This window comes from Alteromonas oceanisediminis (assembly GCF_018474025.1).
Lineage (GTDB): Bacteria > Pseudomonadota > Gammaproteobacteria > Enterobacterales > Alteromonadaceae > Alteromonas_E > Alteromonas_E oceanisediminis.
The window spans coordinates 112096-132057 of record NZ_JAHCTA010000009.1 but is presented as its reverse complement, the minus strand read 5'-3'; the positions used below and the strand labels follow the sequence as shown (position 1 = coordinate 132057).

Genomic DNA, 19962 nt, shown 5'->3' with positions numbered 1-19962 from the left:
GAGATTGATGGTGCCGACTGCCGGAATCGAACTGGCGACCTACTGATTACAAGTCAGTTGCTCTACCAACTGAGCTAAGTCGGCACTGCATCAAGTGGCTGCGCATTCTAGTGAAAAGAGACATTGGGTGCAACACCCTTTTTCAAAAAACTTTGTTTTTCTGACTTTATGCCTAAATAAGCAACGATCGGGCGACTTTTTGTGCGTTATCTAGGCTCATATCCGCTAACGCCATGCGGAGTATTCCAAACAGGACAATGTTATCCACAAATATAAATTCATTCCGTGCAGCTTGGTTGAGTGATCTCAGTCGATCGACATCACCGCCGCTGAGGATCACGTCAAATTCGCCGAACTGTGCGGCAAGGAGTTTAGCTTGATGCACGATACCGTGTAATTGTGCCAAGCAGCCAAAATGTAGACAATCTTCCGTATTTTGGCCGAAAGCGATGGTATGCTGATGTGACGGGGCCTGTGTAACGCGAGCCGTGTGACCTGTCACGGCTTCCTGTGCCAAAGAGAATCCCGGCGCGATCCACCCTCCTTGATGTAGCCCGTTGACAACGAAGTCGGCAGTCACTGCCGTTCCAGCGTCAATCACCAAAAAGTTTTGCCCGCAAAGCAGCTGAGCACCAAGCATGGCTAACCAACGATCTACGCCCATTTTTTGCGGGTTTGCATAACTGTTGGTTAAACCTAATGCCGCACTTTGCGTCTGAGCCAGTTCGATTGTCGTGGCATACGGCGTTAGCCTTTTAAGAATAGCCGTGTCGTCACTATCACTGCGCACGCTGCCAATCAGGACACTGTTAAACCGAGCTTTTTTCTCGCCTAAATACGCTAACAATGCATCCACATCGGCAAACGTCATTAGCGGACGCCACCTGACGATATCCATGCCGCTATCTTCGCGCGCAGTGCGAGTCAGCTCCCGACATTTGATGCTTGAGTTGCCAATATCAAGTAACAAGCTATGGCAGTGCACGTAAACTCACCTCACCACCATGAATGGTTTTGATCCCGGCATCCATTTTTAAACGAAGCGCGCCAGTTTCATCGATTCCCAGATTTTTACCCACTAATGCGGCCTGCCTGTCACCAGACTGGACAGTCACGCTCTTCTGTGCAAACACATCCAACTGATTCCAGTCTGTTGCGATTTCGCCTAAGCCGGATTGTTCAAAGTCAGGTAAACGGCGATAGAGTTCGTTCAAAACGCGCGCCGCAAGTGAGTTGCGATCTTGCGTGATGTCGCTTAAATCAGCGACTGGTTGGTCGATGTTAGCATTCGGATCAAGATGTTTTGCCGTTGTACCGTTGTCGGTAATGCCTAAATCGACATTTAGCCCAATGCCGATGATACACGCGACTTCGCCGCCAATCTGGCCTTCAACCTCGACCAATATGCCCCCCAGCTTTTTACCGTATCGATAAATATCGTTTGGCCATTTTAACCCTAAGCCGTCGACGCCAGCGGCTAGCAGGGCTTGCACAACCACGTAACCCACAAACAACGACAGGCCGCCTATTTGTTGATAGCCCCCTTGAAAACGCCAACATAGACTGAGGTAAAGGCTAGCGCCAAATGGCGATACCCACACTTTGCCACGACGCCCGCGTCCTGCAGTTTGCGCCTCTGCCAAGATTGTTTCGCCGTGTGTAATGTGGTCAATTCGCTCTTTCATAAACGTGTTGGTGGACGCAATCACCGGCAATACCGTTAAGGCGTAGTCAGTGATGGGCGTTTGTGTGTCTGACAACGTTTTCTGCAACAAACGTATGCGCGTTTCATCAAGAAGCTCAACGTGGCGGGCTAACTTGTAGCCTTTTCCTTTTACGCTGTAGATATCTAGTCCGAGCGCATTGATTGCGCTGATGTGATTAGCAATAGCAGTACGACTGACCCCCAAGGCATCAGCAAGTGCCTGCCCTGAGTGGAACTGGTCGTCACACAAGTATTGGATCAGGGCCGATCGAATAAGGTTAACGCTGTCGCTCATAATGTCACGAGACCTTTGCGCCCAATTAAACGGACTTCGTTTTCAAGCCCAATGTTGAATCGGGCGAGCACGGTATCGCGGATCTCCCGTGCAAATGCAAGAACATCACACCCGCTTGCACCGCCTATATTGGTGAGTACCAGGGGCTGGGTGGTGTGACTTCTGACACCTCCTCGCGCCTGCCCTTTGAATCCACACTGATCGATTAACCAGGCTGCCGGCACTTTGACATGGTGCGCATCAACACGATAGTGCAGCGCCGCGCTGTGTTGGGCGGCCAACGCCAGCCATTCGGCTTGCGTGATTACGGGGTTTTTAAAGAAACTGCCGGCATTGCCCAGTACATCAGGATCGGGCAACTTAGCCCGGCGCACCCGACAAACTTCGGTATAAATGCTGTGTGGAGTCGGGTCGGTCAGCGCCGCGAGTTCGCCGTAGCTGGTTTCTAAATCAAGCATTTTCGGCACAGAAAACACCACGCGCGTGATAAACCACCGGCAGGGTTGATGCTTGAATACACTTTCTCGGTAGCCAAACTGACATTCATGATTGTTAAACACGACATGTTTTTGTGTGCTGAGATCGTAGGCATGCACGGTGTGAACAAAAGACGCTAGTTCGCGCCCATAAGCGCCAATGTTTTGTATGGGTGCGGCGCCTACGGTGCCGGGTATAAGCGCTAAGTTTTCAAACCCAAATATGCCTTGCTCCATGCAATCAGTAACAAACTCATGCCAATTTTCTCCGGAAGCCACGCTCAGCATGACCTCGCTGGCTGATTCGGTGCGTTCGACCCCTCTGAGTTGATTGCGAACCACGGCCCCTTCAAAATCATCCACAAAAACGCAGTTACTTCCGCCTCCCAAAATCAGCAGCGGTGATACGCCTTGAAGCTGCACTAAATCGTGCTCGTGTTGGATGTCGATAATCCGTTCACAGTGCGCAGCGATGCCAAAGGTGTGTAGTGAGGAAAGGTCTTTCACAGATACCGCATTTCGGTGATTAACTCATGGCGCTATTATGCTTAAGCTTTAGCAGGTTGGCTACGGGAACCTTGTTTGAAGAAACGTTTGCGCAGAATACTCTCTGGCCGCGCGGTTTTAATTCCCTTCACCCGATTAAACACCACCCCTAAAATCGTGACGCCGGAGTCCTGTAAACGTCGTACCCCTTCCACGAAGTCGCCTGAGTCAGTTTTTTCGATATCACACACAATCACAATGCCGTCAACATGCTGGGCTAACACTAAGGAGTCGCTATATTGTGTGACGGAGGGTGCTGTGATGATGAGGCGTTCGTAGAACACCGACAACTTGTGTATTAGGCTAGCGAAACGGGGTTTACTGATATGCTCAACCGGGTCTCGGTCACTCAATCCACTGGGAATAAAGACCATCTGACTATTTTTGCGTCGATGTAGACATTTGTTAAACTTCACGCTTCGGTTAATAAAGTCCACAATGCCCGGATGGTTATCACGTAATTTAAAGCGTGTGGCCATTTCTTGCGTGCGCAAATCACAATCAATCAGCAAGGTCTTCTCAAGGCTACTGAACGATTCAGCTAGGGCAATGGCGACCTCGTCTCGCCCGTCTGATTCGGTCATCGACACAACCACTATTTTACGCAGCGGCTCTGCACTGTCGTTTACCACCAACTTGGTGCGTACAGAGCGAATAGCCTCATCATAACCAAATACATTAGTTGCCGGGCGCTTAAGGCTGAGTTTGTCTTCTTTCCAGTCGACCTTAGGTACTTCGGCAAGCAAAGGCAGGCCGAGACCCGCGAGGAGTTGACGAAATCGATTGCGTCGATCGCGGATCAAATGGATTAGGAGCCAGAAGCCTGCACTGAATATGGTCGAAAAAATCAGTGACAACGCAATTCCCAAGGTAATACGCGGTTTGGTTGGATACTGAGGTTCGATGGCGTAATCAATGATGGCGAATTCTTCCGTTTCACCAATATCCTGCAAAATTTGCGTTTCCTGCATCTTGGCTAAAAAGAGTTCATAAACGCGGCGAGTTGCCTCTACTTCACGCTCCATTCGCGCCAACTGCAATTCATATTTTCCGAGATTGTTAAGCCGTGCGCGCGCGACATCAAGCTGATCTTGTAGCTGTTTTTCCTGCTGGATCAAGCTGTCGTACGCCTGTTGCTTGCCGTTCACAATTTGCAGCAAAACGGCTTCAAGCTCCTGCCTTAGCAAATTAAGTGAGCTTTCCGCCGCCTTGTATTTGTAGTGCTTGTACTTGTACCGTTTTGATACCTCTTCGAGCACTTGCTCTTGCGCCAGTACACGGTTGCGATGATCACGCACCGTATCATTAATGGCGACTTCAGGGATTTGTAGCATCTGCTCAATCCGATTTTCACGGGAAGCGATCTGTTGCGTGATAGACCGCGCTGCGGATAAATTTTTATCCACCACCAGCTTTTGCTCTAAGATTTTACTGATTTCCGTTTTTGCCAAATCGATTTGACTGTTCACATCAATCAAATCGTTCTCGCGCTGAAAGGTTAATAGATTCTCTTCTGATTCCGACAGCTTGATTTGCAACTCGTCCAGCTCTTCATTGAGCCAGCGTGTATTATCGATAGCGCGTTTGCGCGACATTGCATCTAAGTGCGCAAAAAAAACCGGCCCGACGGCGTTTGCGACATCAGCGGCGAGTTTGGGCGACTTTGCCTCATAACTGACTTTGATCATATCAGTGTCGCTGACTTTGCTGATATTCAGGTTTCCCAGTATTTTGCGCGCTACGGCTTCGAGCGTTGGTAAAGTTCGGCTATTGGCTGACCGAAATTCAGGATGCTCCGATATGCCCAGATGTTGAATAAGCTGGATAGCAAATTGCCGAGATTTCATAAATTGGATGTGCGTTTCCATTTTTTTTGCGCTGTTGCTCTGGTAATTATTGGCAACAATGGGAAACGTGAGTTGATTGTCTCGCTGAGAAAGCATAAGCGTGCTTTCAGCACTGTAAATACGCGGCAAATTAACTACGTAGTAAGCACCGACTAACGTCATCAATCCTGCCAGAACGATGATGCGTACTTTCTTTTGCCATAAAAAAATAAGCAAGTCAGAAAGGTCGAAGCTGAGCGCTGTGCTGGGTTGGGCCATTTTTTCCATGGTCAGAAGAGGCTTTCCTCTATGGTTAAAATGTCGCCCGGCATTAGCGGAGTATGCGCCTGTGCTTTGATTTTCTGTTTATCCGATCCGCGAAGGATCAACCAGTTTTTACGCGATGCTCTCTCACGTAAACCACCCGCGATGGCAATAGCCTGCTCAACCGTGAGATCAATGACGTATTCATAGGCGCCCGGGCGAAATACGGCACCGCCAACAAAGAACGCGCGGTATGACTCGACTTTAACGGAGACATCAGCATTGACCAGATAACCATCTTCATACGCTGCCGATAGCTCCTCGGCCAGTGTTTGAGGCAATTTACCAACGACACTCACGGCCCCAATCAGCGGCATTGAAACCGTGCCTGACTGACCTATTTTTTCGCGCAACGCCAGTTCCGGTTCATTGAATACGCTGATCGAGATCACGTCACCCGTGCCTAGCGGGATCGCCACATCAGCAAACACCTTATTTGCATATAAAACGATGCATAGCGCGAAAAAAATTAGAACGCGTACTGCCAATCCAGACTCACTTGGTTTTGGTTGTAATCAATGAAATCATCTTTCGTCGAGACACTTTTGAAATCGTACCTTACTGTCATCGACTGAAACGAGGAAAAACTGAAGGTTAATCCTGCACCCGCCGTGACTTCTGTCAAATTGCGAAAGTCATTTAAATCATCGTATTCAACAAGCGTGTAGCGTGCGCGCAGGTCTGAGTGCCAACGAACGCTGTAGCGATATGTCGCCAGCAACCCTGCTTCACTTTCAACGCTGTCCGACGACAATTCGTTCTGTGTTGCCGTCGCTTCACGACTTGTGTCAGCGACTAGGGTAAAGCGTGCGTTTGGCTTCCACTGATACAGCGCATCCCACAAAAAACTTGAGCGCGAGTCTTGCACATCAAACTCTCGATGAAAACCGCCGACCACCGCGCGTATTGTCGATGCCGCGCTGGCTTGCCAGCTAACGCCGAGCACCAGTTTGTACACCTCTGAGTCTTCAAGCTGCGGATCATCAAAGTCATATTGCGTGGTGTTAAATGACGCAATGAATTGCGTTGCCGGTGTTAGCGAGTAGCCCACTTCAACACCAGCAAGGGTTTCAAAGGTATCAAATCGGGGGGCATAGGGATTGTTGTCAGCGTAACTACGTTCACGAAATCCGCCGCTTAATGTAACGTATCGCTGCAATACATCGGTTCCATAAGTGGCATTCACGCTGCCGGAATTAATCGTAATACGATCTTGCTTAACGACATTCTTGCGCAAGCGTGACAATCCCGTACCGTACTCCTCATCGGCTTGATAATGCTGAGCTTCGGCATCAATCTGCCATCGGTCAGTGATAAACAAACGGGCAAGGCCGCGCACGCGCAAATCAAACTCCGTCGGCTCGTTCTCATAAAAGACAGCACCATCTGGAATATCACTGCCATACCACTGTCTTAAATTTGCGTCATAATCGAGCAAATATTGTGTGCCTTCACCGCGCTTAGTCAGGTAGCCACTGGCATCTAAAAACCCGCCCGTTGCACTCTCATCACTATTCACTGTCGGATTGAGTAGATCGGTGTGGATCGCTCCGATAGCAAGCACCAACGGAGCACGGTCAGTATATATAATCTCTGGTTTTGCAAACGCGGATTGACAGGCTAAAGAACCTACCGCAGCAAAAGCAGCTGTAAAATAAGGCGCTTTTTTGCGGGGCTGCTTGATTGGAAAGAGAGTATGCAGGGTCATTCGTTTTGTCCTGTAGGTGTTACTGAAGGGAGCTGGGCGCATACGCAAGAGGCGCTTCCAACAATATTTGCCGCGCCTCTTCTTCGTCATGATTTACCAGCGCATAGTTGAGGCGATCCATCAACATCACCACTTCAGAAAAATCAATTTTAACTTCATTTGCCCCCATGATGCGGGGGTGCTCTGTGTCAACCTCGGCATCGTCAATGAGTAACTCCTCAAAAAGCTTTTCGCCGGGTCTGAGACCGCTGAATTCAAGTTTGATGCCAGAATCATCCGGGTTTTCACTCAAGCTGTACCCCATCAATTGAGCCATCTTTTTCGCCAGATCAACAATTTTGACCGGGTCGCCCATGTCGAGAACAAACACCTCGCCATCTTTGCCCATTGAGCCAGCTTGTATTACTAGCAGTGCGGCTTCGGGAATTGTCATAAAATAGCGAATAATATCGGGATGAGTGACTGTCACCGGCCCGCCCGCCTTGATTTGACGGTCAAACACCGGGACCACTGAGCCCGACGATCCCAGTACGTTGCCAAAGCGGACAATCGCAAACTCCGTTTCCGAATGAAGCTCGGCAATCCCTTGTACAAATAGCTCAGCAAAGCGTTTCGTTGCGCCCATGATGTTAGTCGGCCTAACCGCTTTATCCGTTGAAATAAGCACAAATTTTTCGACCTCATACTCTGCCGCACATAAGGCCACATTCGCCGTACCGAAGATATTGTTACGAATGCCCGCAGAGATATTGTTTTCAATCATAGGGACATGCTTATACGCCGCCGCATGATAAATCGTCTGTACGGTAAACTTCTTTAAGGTGATGTGTAGAAGTTCATTGTCTTGAACGGACGCAAGTACTGAATTTATTTGCAGATCCGGGTGATTTTTGCGCAATTCAAACTCAATTGAATAGAGGTTGAATTCCGATAATTCAAACAGGGTAAGGCTGGCTGGTTGAATACGGGCGATTTGACGACATAACTCACTGCCAATAGAACCGCCTGCACCAGTCACCATCACGTGTTTACCCGTTACATTGATGTGTAGGAGCGAGTCGATTGGCGGTACTGGTTCGCGACCTAAAAGTTCCTCAATCCGAACCTCACGCAGCTCGTGGATCTCACGCTTTCCTGAAGCAATTTCGGTTACATCAGGCACAGTCAATAGTTCAACGGCGTAGGGCACCAAATCGCCTATGAGTTCTTTGCGGCGTAAATTCGATGTGTTGTTGACCGCCAACAGGATCTTTTTGACCTTGTGTTTTTTTACCAAGCGGGGAATGTGGTCTTTTGCGTGTACCGGTAAGCCGTTGATATTTTTACCCAGATACTTTTTCTTATCGTCAATAAAAGCGACAGGCTGTAGATCGTTGCCAGAGCGCAGAGCATTAGCCAGCGTACGCCCCGCCACTTCGGCACCAAAGATGAGACAGTGTTCTGTGGTTTTATAATGTGACGCTTGATTAGCGAGGTAAACTACCAGCCGTAAGCCGCCAATCAACAATATGGCAAAACTGCAATAGATAAACGGCACGCTGAACGGCACAAACGCACCAAACAAATCACGTGCGAGCAGCAAATACAAGATTGAGGCAAATACCCCAAATAAGATACTCGTTCCGGCACTTAGCGCGAGATGACGTAGCATTTGTCGGTACAAACCGGCCAATAGGAAGAGAGATAATGTCAGCACAACATTGCCAATCATCAACTTTATTTCATCTTCGCCAATCACACTGGACGACACGCCTAAGCGGATCCAATAGGCAAGTACAAATGCCACCACTAAGCTAAACGCATCCCAACTCAGTAAAATGAATCGTTTTGCCCAGCTGGGCATGAGGTAAACACTTGCCAATCTCATCACCGTTAGTTCCTTTTCATCGCCTGCGACATTGCTGATTCAATCGCGGTACACGTTTTATCAATTTCAGCTTGAGTCAAGGTGGGATGAACCATAAACATGATACTCGTCGCACCAAGTTCTTGAGCCACCGATAAAGGTTCAGAAGGACGCCAGCCGGTATCATCAAATGCTTTCTCCAGATAAATCTCGGAGCACGAACCCGCCATGCAGGGCACCTCTTGCGCATTGATCAAGGCGATGATGTCATCGCGAGTAGTCCCTTCAATCAGTGCATCAGGCTGAATAAACACATAGCATTTGTAGAATGCATGTTGCATATTTTCGGGGATGGCAGGGACTCTAAACGCCGCAAACCTTCGGCAGGTCTGCATAATTTGTTCTGCATACTTGGCGCGGGTCGCTCGCCACGCTGGCATTTTTTTCAACTGCAAACGCCCCACCGCCGCTTGGATCTCCGTCATGCGCCAGTTGGTGCCAAAGGATTCATGCAACCAACGAAAACCCGGTGGATGCTCTTTTTCATAAACCGCCTGCCACGATTTACCATGATCTTTAAACGACCATACGGTTTGCCACAGCGATTTATCATTGGTAGTCACCATGCCACCTTCTCCCGCCGTGGTCATGATTTTATCTTGGCAGAATGACCATGCTGCAATATCACCCCAACTACCCGCCGACTTGCCCTGATAGGTTGCGCCATGTGCCTGAGCGCAGTCTTCAACCACTTTTAAGTTATGCTCTTTTGCCAGTGCTAGAATGGGCTCCATATCACACATCCACCCCCCAAGGTGCACGCACAGTATGGCCGACGTCTTCTCGGTAATTTTTGCGGCAATCGTTGAGGCCGAGATATTCTGGCTGTCGCGGTCAACATCGGCGAATACCGGCACTAACCCGGCTAAAACGATGGTTGAAACAGACGCCATGAACGAGCGTGAAGTGACAATCACTTCACTGCCCTTAGGTAATGCTAAGGCTATCCATGCTAAATCCAGCGCAACGGTACCATTCGCCACAGCAACAGCGTACTGCGCATCAGTGTAGGCAGCGAACTCCTTTTCAAACTCGCGCCCTTCTTGTCCCGTCCAATAATTCACTCGGTTTGAATCCATGACGCGAAGTACAGCATCTTTTTCGGCTTGATCATAATCAGGCCAAGGAGAGAAAGGCGTATTCAACATAGTGTTTTAATCCCCTGATAGTTGGGTGTTATTAAATTTCATTGGCAGGCACACCCACAACTGTCGAATTCGTGGATACATCACGAATAACAACTGCGCCAGCGCCCACCGTTGCTTGTTTGCAGATATGCACTCCGGGGATCACTCGGCAGCCGATCCCTAAAAAACTTTCCTGTTCAATGGTAACGCCACCGGCAATCGCAGACGCAGGCGCGATATGCACGAAATCAGCAATGGCACAATCATGGTCAACGGATGCATTGGTGTTGATAATGCAGCCCTCGCCAACGCGCGTGTTGGGATTAATGACTGCGCCAGCGACGACCAATGTTCCAGCACCCAGACTGACTGACGTTGCCACGATTGCACCGGGATGGATAAGTGTCGCGATACTCACCTGATGCCGCATAAGTTGCTCGGTGACTTTGCGGCGTTGTTCGTTGTTGCCCAATGCAACAAACGCCTGATGTGTATCCTGACTGTTTCCCTGCGCGTCGCTGATACGCTGGACACCGTCTTTAATCGTGCCCGTGACTGTGCCACCGAGCAATGCTTGCCCCATCGCCTTTAAATCGTCAAAGTAGCAAATTTGGGTATACCGTTTGCTCAGAACAGCAATATCACCGACCACCTGACTGTGGCCACCAGCACCGAATATGTAGAGTGTGCTAGTCATGGTTTTGACTACCTGTGAAGCGCGTCATTGTTGCCTCGCCTGCTTGGTTAATACCGTCGCGTTTGAATACTTTATTGATGGTCATAAACAGGATCTTTATATCCAACCAGAATGTACGGTTTTCGACATACCAGACATCCAGCGCAAACTTTTCATCCCAGCTTAACGCGTTGCGGCCATTCACTTGCGCCCAGCCAGTGATACCCGGTTTCACCTCATGCCGCCGACTTTGTTCGGTTGAATAGAGTGGCAGATAATCCATTAAAAGCGGGCGAGGCCCGACCAAACTGAGATCGCCTTTCAATACATTTAAGAGACTGGGCAGCTCGTCTACGCTGGTACTGCGTAGCTTCTGTCCAAAGGAAGAAAGACGTTCGCTATCGGGCTTTAATTCACCGCTGGCGTCTCGCGCGTCAGTCATACTGCGAAACTTCAGTAAGTAAAATGGCTTTCCGTGTAGCCCCGGGCGAATTTGCTTAAACAGGATTGGACGCCCGAGTTTAATGGCAACCAACAGGCACAGTGTGACGATAACCGGCATTAGTACAACCAGTGCAGTTAGCGAAACAACCAGATCAAACCATCGCTTTATCACGCATAGCCCCCACTGTCCGCTCGGTGTAAAATCGCAGTATAGAATTCATGCACGTGCCGGGCATTGTCTTCAACATTCATCACGCTGGCCACTTTTATTGCGCCATGCTTGATCAGTTGCTGATTCTGCTCAGGCGACTCAATCGCTTGTATGATCTTTTTGGCTAGCAATTGAGGGTCCTTCGCCGCAGACATGTAGCCGGTCACCCCGTCGATGATCAGGTCAGGAAAACCGCCCACGTCCGTGGTCAGGGTTAGGACGTTGGCGTACATCGACTCGACAGCCCCTCCCACGTTCTCACTATGAGACGGATGCACTGCCAAATCTATTTGGGGATAGAGCTGCGGCACATCAGACCGCGTTCCCATGAACTGGCATAAACCTAGAGCCGTTTTGTCGGCATACTCTTGCACTTGCTGATAATAATCATCCGCACCGTCCCATGGCCCCCCAATAAATACGCAGCGTACCTGCGGGTATTGTTGGTGAACAACGGCAATGGCGTCGATCAAATCCTCATGCCCCTTTAATCCTCTTGACTGCCCCAAGGCTGATTTAGGCGCATAAAAGTAGGCCACCATTCCCACAAGAAACACATCTTCGGGCCAGTTAAACGCAGCGCGCAAATCTTCAGCACGGTCAGTGCTTGCTGCGGTGAAATCCTCAGCATTGACGCCATAATACGCCAAACCGACTTTATCTTTGCTGATACCAAACCGCACTAACGCATCTTGTGTCCATCGACATGACGCCAGGTAATAGTCTCGCCGAGTGGCTGAATAAACATCCAGCCAGCGATACAGCTTATGTTCCAGGTGCAATGGCCCGGGTATGTGAAAAATACGCGGGATCGAGATCCCTTTCATCGCGATGCGCATGAGCAGCGTCGTGGCCACAAAGTGACTGTGAACAATGTCTGGCTGAATGGTTTTAACCAGTGAACGCAATGCGTTGGCCTTAGCAACGTTTTGCCAAGGTTTGCTGACTACCAGTGCCGGATCGAGAATATGTACATGAACGCCAGCAGCGCGGTATTTTTCCACCATCGGTCCGTTCGGCAACGCCAGATGGACTTCGACACCCCGGGCAACCAACTGCGTTGTCTGCCTGAGCGCCCAGCTGGCCCCTACCGCCGTTTTTAATAAATGAAGAACTTTCATGCAGTCGCTCCGAACTGCTGTCTCAGTTCAAAGTAAAACGCAATACGGCGCGCTTCCAACAGTGGCTTCTGGTAGGCCTCGGCGACCAAACGATTGCGTTTAGACATCGCCGTTAATAATGCCGGTGCCTGACTTAACATGGCGATACGTGCGGTAAGTTGCTGCACGTTGTTCGCATCAAACAGACACTGCGGTTCAAGTAGTTCAGGAATACCGCCCACGGCAGAGCCAATAGCAGGTAAGCCGGTCGCCATTGCCTCGATCAATGCGCGCGGCAGCCCTTCCGTGCGCGATGGCATGACAAATAAATCCGCTTCATCAAGTGCAGTTTTGACGTCATCAGCGTTGACCTCGCCCACGAACTGAGTGAGGTGACCAATCGCTAAAGTCTCTGCGAGGGCTTTCATGTCGTCTAAATACTTGCCGCCGCCGAGGAGTGTCAGATGTAACTCATGCCCTTGCTGCTTAAGTTGAGCAACGGCCTCAAGCAACGTGTCTTGCCCTTTATACAACTGGCCAAACGAACCAATAAACAGCAGCTTCTTTGCAGGCTGGCGATATTCGCGAGGTTCTGTTCTTAGCCACGTGGGGTCAAGTTCAATACTGGAGCACGCAATCGAAAATGCCGAGGGCGATGTGGGGTAACGCTGCTGTAGATAATGTTGTGTAACGTAGCTAGCGGCGATCGCGTGTCGGCACATGCGCCTTAATGTCCATGCACTTAGCCAACCAAGCAATTTGTCTGCCGGACCATTAACAATGCCTGACGCAAAAACATCTGCGGGGTCGCCAACCACTTCGAGGCCATAGCGCTTGACTGATGCATTCCCTAAGAGGGCCGCCAGCGTCGCCATCTGAGAGGGCACTCGGAAAATCAACGCATCACCTGGATGCACCGCTTCGTTTAAGGTTTTGATCAGCGTGGAGCTATTGCGCACTAAGCCACCAAGGCCCACGTAGTAGGGCATCGCAACGAATGAAACACGACTCGCATCAGAGCGCTGCCACGATGACTCTACCGTTTCAACGGCCTTCACGCGAGCAACCACTTTAACGCGCTCAAAAACGACTAGATATCGCTCCCAAAATTGAGCCGTAAACGCACTGGGCGTCCAAATAGCACCATCGGGTGATTGGAAAAAACGAAACTCACAGGTAACAACAACATCCACTGAGGTAACCTTTCTTTATTATTATTTTTATTGGTGATGTTTGTCTTAGGTGCCACCGGAATAAACAGTAAAGTGACAAACTATTGACGGTTTGAGTCACTATACATGTCTATTCGACTGCTCGCCACAAACATCATGCCCCAAACCAATACCATCCCCAATATAATTTGCACAGGCACGTGCGTAAAACTGTTGCGGATCATAATAAACACTGGCACAAGGGCAACACCCAGAAAATGATCGAAGCGCACGCGTGACGGCCGATTGTCGAGAGTCGCCATGATTGCCCCCAGTAGCGCGAAAATAAATACAACGCCCTTTTCGCCAAAGTTGATATACGCCTCTGCGACGGGTGAAAAGCCGATTGGTCCAGCCCTTTCCTGTACAACGATATTTAATAAGCGGGGATCCTGTTTAACGTCGCGCCGGTTTAAGCCAGGAATAATCAACGCCAATTGGCGCTCTATCGGCGCCCAGTAACTTCCCCCCAAAAGAAGGTCGTCGCCCTGTTTTCGCCACTTGATAACCTCTTGAACCGCACGCAGACTAGAGCCCATTTCAGCAACCGCATTGAGCGGATTAATCGAGTCGACAGCAGAATAATCACCGGAAATCCGCGCGTTCTTTACGATGCCCGTAGCGACTAAAAACACCAACACGAGCACAATCAGTGTGGGAGTTTTTATGGGTATCATGCGCCGCCCCAGCATGCAGGCAGCAACGGTACCGGGAAACATGACCTCACCGCGCAAACCCAACTTGAAAGCCACCAGCGCCCAAACGGCAAATACAGCGAAATATAGCCAACCAAACCCCGGCCTGTACGACACCGAAACGACGACCAGACCCAACCCGATCAGTAAATAAATATACGCATAGATAGTGCCGTAAATGGGCACCATAGAGAGTAGATTGAGATAGGCACCGTACGATTGGATCACGCCCAGGCTTATAGAAAGGGCGAAGAATATGCCAACCATCAGCATCAGCACCAGACCGCCCATATGAAACATGCGCCGATTAAATACATCTGATGACTGTTGAGGGGGGACACTGAGTATCGAAGATTTGGACAAGATCATGGCGGCCAAGCAAAACGCCGTCATCCCTAGGTTCACCAAATGAATCGCATTTTCCGTCTCTACATTAAAGAACCAGAAACTGATTTGATACTGAATGTCTTCATCTGTAATGGCTTCAAACGCGTTTGCCATAATCAAGCCACCATGGAAAACACCAAACGCAGCAAAGAAGATAAACGAAATGGACCAAATGCCCTTTGGTAGAGCGAACGCCATCAGCACCATCAACACCAACCAGTTCGCCGTCGTGAGCACTTCAAGAGTGTGCCGAGGCGCTTCAAAGACATCAAAGTACGCTGCGAAAGAAATAAGCCCAGCGAGTGACACCAGCCACACACCGATGACTTTATAAAAAAGCGGTTTATTCGGAATAAATGCGACGGAGTTGGTCGACATTGGCATCAATTTGAAAAATGGAGTGAGCGAATTGCGCGCGTGCGGTAGTTTGGTCTGCCGCCTGTAAGTAGGCTTGATGTAACGCGCCAGCCCACTCTGCATCACTTCGCGATAGTTGAAAAGGGATCACCTGTGGCAATTGGCCCGCAATTTCATTGATGCCCGGAATGTCAGAGCCGAGTACCGGTATTCCAACACTTGCTGCCTCAATCACTCCACCGGGCAAGCCTTCCCACATGGAGGGGAATAGCATCGCAGATGCGTTAGCAAGAAAAGGCATCACATTGGATTGCTCACCTAAGAACAATAGGCGATCGTCGATGTTGTGCTCGCGGGCGGCCGCCAGCATCGCTTGTTTCACGTCTTCATTTTCTTTGCCAATAAACACCAAGCTGCCGCTGTTAAATTGAGCAACATACTGAGCAAAAATATCGACCTGCCTGACGTGATTCTTTTGATAATCCATACGCGCGACATTAATGAACACCGGCTCATTCTCACGGATTTCTGGATAGGCTCTCCAAAATGCGGGCTGTACGCTATCGGTGGGTAGAGGAAAGCCGTTATAAATTACACTAAAACGTGGATCCTGCTGTTGCTGCTGTGACCAATAACCGTCCAGCGCGCCCTGACAAACACCGAGCACATGCGTGGCATGTTGCCGAATCAATTTCTTGAAAACGGTATTGCGCAGACGTCGTAATGGGCCCTCGTGAGCCACATCAGTTGTATTGCGAAAATGTGCAATGCGCTTTTTGACGCCAGCCACACGGGCAATAAGCAGCACTAAGCCGGAAACCAGAGAAACATGCGAATGCACAGCAGAATACTGACCCGACGCCAAAAGACGATATAGCGGCCAAAACATGCCCAATCCTAAGCGTACATAGTGGATTTGGCAGCCTTGCTTCTCTAAATCGCTATCCAAAACGCCGCGCTGCGCACTCAACGCAACAAAATCAAACTCAATATTGTGTTTCTGCATTTTCGGTATTAACGACACTGTGCGTAGCTCAGCGCCACCACGGTTCATAATTCCAAATATGTGCAATACCTTCATGCGGAAGCTCTCTTATGTGCGACCAATCGCGCCACTAAACCCCGTGCGCGTTTGTCTTTGAAACAACAGTAAATATAGGCTGCACTCAACGAGCGCTGCGATTATCATCGCATACGCAGCACCAAACAAGCCAAACAATGGCACGCATAGCCATAGCGCAATGACCAAACAAACAAATCCGGCGACTGCGATTCTGGTTTGCACTGCAAATCGCTGTAGAGCCGCCAAACCCGTGCCCAGAAAGATAAAGACATAACGTATCGCTGCCGCGACCATTACCCAAACCAGTACCGGCCAATAAGTAGCGATTTGAGGCGTGTAAAAAAGAGTGAGCACCCACTCACCCAATAAAAATGCCATAAAAATCCCAGTCAAGCCAAGCCCAATGCCTAGCAAGCATAATTTAACAATCGTACGATTAAACTCACCGTGGTTTCCCTGACTAATACTGTTCACTAAGTGAGGCGTCGCAGCCTGAGAAAGACTATTGATTAGGATACCCCCGGCAATCAGAAAATAGCTAATTGTCGCAAAAATCCCCGCCGCCGACGTCGAGTCGAAATGTGCTAATGCATAGTTGGGTGCATGCACGAACAATGCGCCAATGAGTAGCGCAATAGAGACAGTGTAATAACGCTGATAAACAGCGAGCGCATTTCGCATGGACGTCTTACTAACAATTGCATGGAAACTGAACTCAACTGGCTCAGACCAATGGTGACGAAACAGCATCGTGTCGATGGCTGAAAATACGCAGGTTGCAGACACCCAAATCACCAATACAGTATAAAAATCAATGTCGGATGTTGATGCGGTTATCAGGGCAAGAACAGTAAACGTGGCGCGCAAAACCGTGCTAATCGCAATGATTTTAAATCGATCTGCTCGGCGTAAATAGCTATGACAAAATTCGCTCCAGGCATCGCCAAACTTGTAAAGCGCGACCAGCGCGAGAACCGCGATGGGCAACTCTGTGAACACAAAAGGGATAATAGCGAGTATCAATGTCGTCACGCAAATATTCGCCAACAGACGAGCAGCGGCGTAGGACTCAGCGGGTATCGCCCATTGTTTATCGACGATTAACAGTGTTCTCACTTTAAAGCTAGCGAGCAAAAATGCGGGCGAAAAGATAGAGAGAGCCAGCACAAAGCTGCCCAATTGAGCTGGCAGATAGTATTTAGTGATAAGCACTAACACCAGCCAATTACTTGCAGCCAGTGCAGTATTGGCCAGCAGCGTGTAGGTGGAATTGGTCGCGAGCGTATTCGCCATAATTATAGTTATTTTCAGCGATAAAGGCAGTGTAGAACGCCAACCTTATCAGAATCGTTCGACGAGCCGAAGTAATATTTCGTTACGCTCTGCGCCCGATTGAGTATTTTTTTATCACGTAATGACACGAATATAATACGCACAAATGTTTGATCTTTGGACAATCTTTACGTAACTTACATTTGTTAACAAAATTTAACAATTTTTGAACTTGCTTTGCTTTTCTGACTCAAAGCACAGACACCTTTTTTAATCGCATGGATGCAGCCAAGAGAAGTAGTATATATGCGCATGTCGTTGAGTATTTTTACCGTCATCAGTTTTGCGAGTGTAGCGAATCTGGTACAGATTTCTGATGTACATGCTATTGAGCCTGTTCCTGCTGTTGAGCCAGTTGAAGTCGTTAACGCGGACGAGGCCGGCCGCGCTTTAAAAGCGTCATTTATTAAGCGACAGATGGAAAACAACGCCAGCTTAGGGCGTGCTATAAAGTCCATCGCCAGCCATTACCCCCAAGAAATAACCAATATTGTGAGTGTTGCTCTTGACACTTACCCTGAGAAATACAAAGAAATCATTTACTCTGCGATATCTGCTCAACCGATGGCAACCGAAGAAATCGTTAAAATAGCGATAGAAAAGGATGTGAGTGAGTGCCCTAAAATTGTTGAACTCGCCATTATTGCCGAGCCCAGTTACGTGAACTTTGTCGTCACGGCGGCAGCCAATACAACGCCTGAAGAGTTGCAAGATATCGTACGTGTCGCAGTGATGACAGAACCTGATTCGGCGGACAGAATTGTACAAACCCTGTCTAAAGAGCATCCCAATGACATGGTTGAAATTTTACGCACCGCAATTTCCGCAGTACCTTACGTGGGCGAGTATATCGTCGACGGCCTTCTGGCCATGTTTCCTGACGAAGCAGAGTCGGTTGTGGAAACGGCCGTGAGAGAGTCGTCAACCCAGCGTGAACAAATTGTGCGGATTATCGAAACGGCTGAAAACCGTGGTGTTAACACAGAGCAGCTCAGAGCCTCAGCGCGCAAAGGCGGCGCAACCGAAGACGAAATTGCCCGCGCGATAGATTAGTCATCAACTCACAATATCTGTTAACTAATAACAAAAAACCCGGCTTTCACCGGGTTTTTTGTTGTTCAAAGTAATTTCTTACTCTTCTGTTGCTTCAACCACTTCTTCAGTGTCTTCAACAACAGGACGGTCTACTAATTCAACGTAAGCCATAGGCGCGCTGTCACCAGCACGTAAACCACACTTTAAAATGCGGATATAGCCACCTGGGCGCGTGTCATAACGCGGGCCAAGTTCGTTGAACAATTTACCGACTACTTCTTTATCACCTGTACGAGCCATAGCTAAACGGCGATTTGCAACGCTGTCTTGCTTAGCAAGGGTGATTAACGGCTCGATAACGCGACGTAATTCTTTCGCTTTCGGCAATGTCGTTTTAATCACTTCATGTTTAACCAATGAACCAGCCATGTTTTTAAACATAGCTTGGCGGTGGCTACTGTTGCGATTCAACTGACGACCACTTTTACGATGGCGCATAGTTTTATCCTTCTCTAAAAATCGGACGTTTTAGCGTCTGATCAATCTCTTTCAGCGATGCTCTCTGGCGGCCAGTTTTCTAGGCGCATGCCTAGAGATAGACCACGGGATGCGAGCACATCTTTGATCTCAGTAAGCGATTTTTTACCCAGGTTAGGCGTTTTTAACAACTCAACCTCGGTGCGCTGTACTAAGTCACCTATGTATTGGATAGCTTCCGCTTTCAAGCAGTTCGCAGAACGTACGGTAAGCTCTAAGTCATCAACAGGACGAAGTAAAATCGGATCGAATTCCGGCTTCTCTTCTTTCGCTACTGGCTCTGACATATCACGCAATTCTACGAACGCATCTAGCTGTTCAGCCAGAATGGTTGCAGAACGACGGATTGCTTCTTCAGGATCCAAAGTACCGTTAGTTTCCATGTCGATAATAAGCTTATCGAGATCAGTGCGTTGCTCAACACGTGCAGCTTCAACCGCGTATGAAATACGCTCAACTGGGCTGTACGATGCGTCAACTAATAAACGACCAATTGGGCGATCATCTTCTTCAGAGGAACGACGCGTTGCCGCTGGAACATAACCACGGCCCATCTCAACCTTCACACGCATGCTGATTTCAGTGTCGCCCGTAAGCGTACAGATCAAGTGCTCTGGGTTGACGATTTCAACATCACCGTCGTGCTGGATGTCACCAGCCGTTACCGGGCCCGCTCCAGATTTCACCAAGGTCAACGTTGCTTCAGTTTTACCTTCAAGCTTAACGGCCAAACCTTTAAGGTTTAGCAAGATCTCGATGACGTCTTCCTGCACGCCTTCTTTAGTGCTGTACTCATGTAGAACACCATCAATCTCAACTTCTGTGACGGCACAACCCGGCATAGAAGAGAGTAAGATACGACGTAACGCGTTACCTAAAGTGTGGCCAAAGCCACGCTCTAGCGGCTCCAGTGTGACTTTCGCGCGCGTTGGAGAAACGTTCTCGATTTCAACCAATCTTGGTTTAAGGAATTCAGTTACAGAACCCACAATGTATCCCCT

Annotated in this window: 18 protein-coding genes and 1 tRNA gene; 1 reads left to right on the top strand and 18 read right to left on the bottom strand. The window is 49.0% G+C overall.

Annotated features, from left to right (window positions below):
• Nucleotides 1-8: 8 nt before the first annotated feature.
• The 16 genes from KIU71_RS15330 to KIU71_RS15255 all read right to left on the bottom strand — a co-directional run bounded on the left by KIU71_RS15330 (nucleotide 9) and on the right by KIU71_RS15255 (nucleotide 17350).
• A tRNA-Thr gene (locus tag KIU71_RS15330) sits at nucleotides 9-84 on the bottom strand.
• A gap of 88 nt (nucleotides 85-172) precedes the next feature.
• Nucleotides 173-985, bottom strand: coding sequence for a type III pantothenate kinase (locus KIU71_RS15325; protein ID WP_214132171.1), 813 nt, complete (start codon nucleotides 983-985; stop codon nucleotides 173-175).
• The gene (birA, locus tag KIU71_RS15320) at nucleotides 972-2000 is read right to left on the bottom strand and encodes a bifunctional biotin--[acetyl-CoA-carboxylase] ligase/biotin operon repressor BirA (RefSeq protein WP_214132170.1); all 1029 of its coding nucleotides are present in this window, start codon (nucleotides 1998-2000) and stop codon (nucleotides 972-974) included. Before birA ends, KIU71_RS15325 begins: the two co-directional genes overlap by 14 nt.
• Complete coding sequence (gene murB / locus KIU71_RS15315; RefSeq protein WP_214132169.1) at nucleotides 1997-2983, bottom strand: UDP-N-acetylmuramate dehydrogenase; 987 nt, start codon at nucleotides 2981-2983, stop codon at nucleotides 1997-1999. The genes birA and murB overlap by 4 nt, the downstream gene beginning before the upstream one ends.
• A gap of 41 nt (nucleotides 2984-3024) precedes the next feature.
• Nucleotides 3025-5136: a GumC family protein gene (locus KIU71_RS15310; RefSeq protein ID WP_214132168.1), complete on the bottom strand. Its 2112-nt coding sequence runs from the start codon at nucleotides 5134-5136 to the stop codon at nucleotides 3025-3027.
• A 2-nt stretch (nucleotides 5137-5138) separates the two neighbouring features.
• Complete coding sequence (locus tag KIU71_RS15305) at nucleotides 5139-5591, bottom strand: polysaccharide biosynthesis/export family protein (RefSeq protein ID WP_315853302.1); 453 nt, start codon at nucleotides 5589-5591, stop codon at nucleotides 5139-5141.
• Between the two features lie 50 nt (nucleotides 5592-5641).
• Complete coding sequence (locus KIU71_RS15300) at nucleotides 5642-6880, bottom strand: outer membrane beta-barrel protein (RefSeq protein ID WP_214132167.1); 1239 nt, start codon at nucleotides 6878-6880, stop codon at nucleotides 5642-5644.
• Nucleotides 6881-6899: 19 nt separating this feature from the next.
• Nucleotides 6900-8747, bottom strand: coding sequence for a polysaccharide biosynthesis protein (locus KIU71_RS15295; protein WP_214132183.1), 1848 nt, complete (start codon nucleotides 8745-8747; stop codon nucleotides 6900-6902).
• 5 nt (nucleotides 8748-8752) lie between these two features.
• Nucleotides 8753-9934 carry a DegT/DnrJ/EryC1/StrS family aminotransferase gene (locus tag KIU71_RS15290; protein ID WP_214132166.1) on the bottom strand — a complete coding sequence of 394 codons (1182 nt, stop codon included), beginning with the start codon at nucleotides 9932-9934 and terminating at the stop codon, nucleotides 8753-8755.
• Nucleotides 9935-9965: 31 nt separating this feature from the next.
• The gene (locus KIU71_RS15285) at nucleotides 9966-10610 is read right to left on the bottom strand and encodes an acetyltransferase (RefSeq protein WP_214132165.1); all 645 of its coding nucleotides are present in this window, start codon (nucleotides 10608-10610) and stop codon (nucleotides 9966-9968) included.
• Nucleotides 10603-11205 (bottom strand): sugar transferase, encoded by a 603-nt coding sequence (locus tag KIU71_RS15280; RefSeq protein ID WP_214132164.1) that lies wholly within the window; start codon nucleotides 11203-11205, stop codon nucleotides 10603-10605. The genes KIU71_RS15285 and KIU71_RS15280 overlap by 8 nt, the downstream gene beginning before the upstream one ends.
• A complete protein-coding gene (locus tag KIU71_RS15275; protein ID WP_214132163.1) occupies nucleotides 11202-12365 on the bottom strand; it encodes a glycosyltransferase in 1164 nt (387 codons plus the stop codon). Before KIU71_RS15275 ends, KIU71_RS15280 begins: the two co-directional genes overlap by 4 nt.
• Nucleotides 12362-13537 (bottom strand): glycosyltransferase, encoded by a 1176-nt coding sequence (locus tag KIU71_RS18065; RefSeq protein ID WP_214132162.1) that lies wholly within the window; start codon nucleotides 13535-13537, stop codon nucleotides 12362-12364. Before KIU71_RS18065 ends, KIU71_RS15275 begins: the two co-directional genes overlap by 4 nt.
• Before the next feature lie 80 nt (nucleotides 13538-13617).
• Complete coding sequence (gene wzy / locus KIU71_RS15265; protein ID WP_214132161.1) at nucleotides 13618-15015, bottom strand: O-antigen polysaccharide polymerase Wzy; 1398 nt, start codon at nucleotides 15013-15015, stop codon at nucleotides 13618-13620.
• Complete coding sequence (locus KIU71_RS15260; RefSeq protein ID WP_214132160.1) at nucleotides 14981-16075, bottom strand: glycosyltransferase; 1095 nt, start codon at nucleotides 16073-16075, stop codon at nucleotides 14981-14983. Before KIU71_RS15260 ends, wzy begins: the two co-directional genes overlap by 35 nt.
• 12 nt (nucleotides 16076-16087) lie before the next feature.
• Nucleotides 16088-17350: a lipopolysaccharide biosynthesis protein gene (locus KIU71_RS15255; RefSeq protein ID WP_214132159.1), complete on the bottom strand. Its 1263-nt coding sequence runs from the start codon at nucleotides 17348-17350 to the stop codon at nucleotides 16088-16090.
• 291 nt (nucleotides 17351-17641) lie between these two features.
• Here KIU71_RS15255 and KIU71_RS15250 point away from each other — a divergent pair, with 291 nt between their 5' ends.
• A complete protein-coding gene (locus KIU71_RS15250; protein WP_390881917.1) occupies nucleotides 17642-18442 on the top strand; it encodes a hypothetical protein in 801 nt (266 codons plus the stop codon).
• A 78-nt stretch (nucleotides 18443-18520) separates the two neighbouring features.
• On the opposite strand, the gene rplQ is transcribed toward KIU71_RS15250, so the two are convergent.
• Together rplQ and KIU71_RS15240 are read right to left on the bottom strand one after the other, a co-directional pair.
• Nucleotides 18521-18922 carry a 50S ribosomal protein L17 gene (rplQ, locus tag KIU71_RS15245; RefSeq protein WP_214132157.1) on the bottom strand — a complete coding sequence of 134 codons (402 nt, stop codon included), beginning with the start codon at nucleotides 18920-18922 and terminating at the stop codon, nucleotides 18521-18523.
• Nucleotides 18923-18963: 41 nt separating this feature from the next.
• Complete coding sequence (locus tag KIU71_RS15240) at nucleotides 18964-19953, bottom strand: DNA-directed RNA polymerase subunit alpha (RefSeq protein WP_214132182.1); 990 nt, start codon at nucleotides 19951-19953, stop codon at nucleotides 18964-18966.
• Nucleotides 19954-19962 lie beyond the last annotated feature (9 nt).

Coding starts and splice junctions, on each gene's coding strand:
- wzy (WP_214132161.1), bottom strand. CDS start 15,015: ATGTCGACCAACTCCGTCGCATTTATTCCGAATAAACCGCTTTTTTAT.
- KIU71_RS15260 (WP_214132160.1), bottom strand. CDS start 16,075: ATGAAGGTATTGCACATATTTGGAATTATGAACCGTGGTGGCGCTGAG.
- KIU71_RS15255 (WP_214132159.1), bottom strand. CDS start 17,350: ATGGCGAATACGCTCGCGACCAATTCCACCTACACGCTGCTGGCCAAT.
- KIU71_RS15310 (WP_214132168.1), bottom strand. CDS start 5,136: ATGGAAAAAATGGCCCAACCCAGCACAGCGCTCAGCTTCGACCTTTCT.
- KIU71_RS15250 (WP_390881917.1), top strand. CDS start 17,642: ATGTCGTTGAGTATTTTTACCGTCATCAGTTTTGCGAGTGTAGCGAAT.
- KIU71_RS15285 (WP_214132165.1), bottom strand. CDS start 10,610: ATGACTAGCACACTCTACATATTCGGTGCTGGTGGCCACAGTCAGGTG.
- KIU71_RS15275 (WP_214132163.1), bottom strand. CDS start 12,365: ATGAAAGTTCTTCATTTATTAAAAACGGCGGTAGGGGCCAGCTGGGCG.
- KIU71_RS15290 (WP_214132166.1), bottom strand. CDS start 9,934: ATGTTGAATACGCCTTTCTCTCCTTGGCCTGATTATGATCAAGCCGAA.
- KIU71_RS15300 (WP_214132167.1), bottom strand. CDS start 6,880: ATGACCCTGCATACTCTCTTTCCAATCAAGCAGCCCCGCAAAAAAGCG.
- rplQ (WP_214132157.1), bottom strand. CDS start 18,922: ATGCGCCATCGTAAAAGTGGTCGTCAGTTGAATCGCAACAGTAGCCAC.
- birA (WP_214132170.1), bottom strand. CDS start 2,000: ATGAGCGACAGCGTTAACCTTATTCGATCGGCCCTGATCCAATACTTG.
- KIU71_RS15295 (WP_214132183.1), bottom strand. CDS start 8,747: ATGAGATTGGCAAGTGTTTACCTCATGCCCAGCTGGGCAAAACGATTC.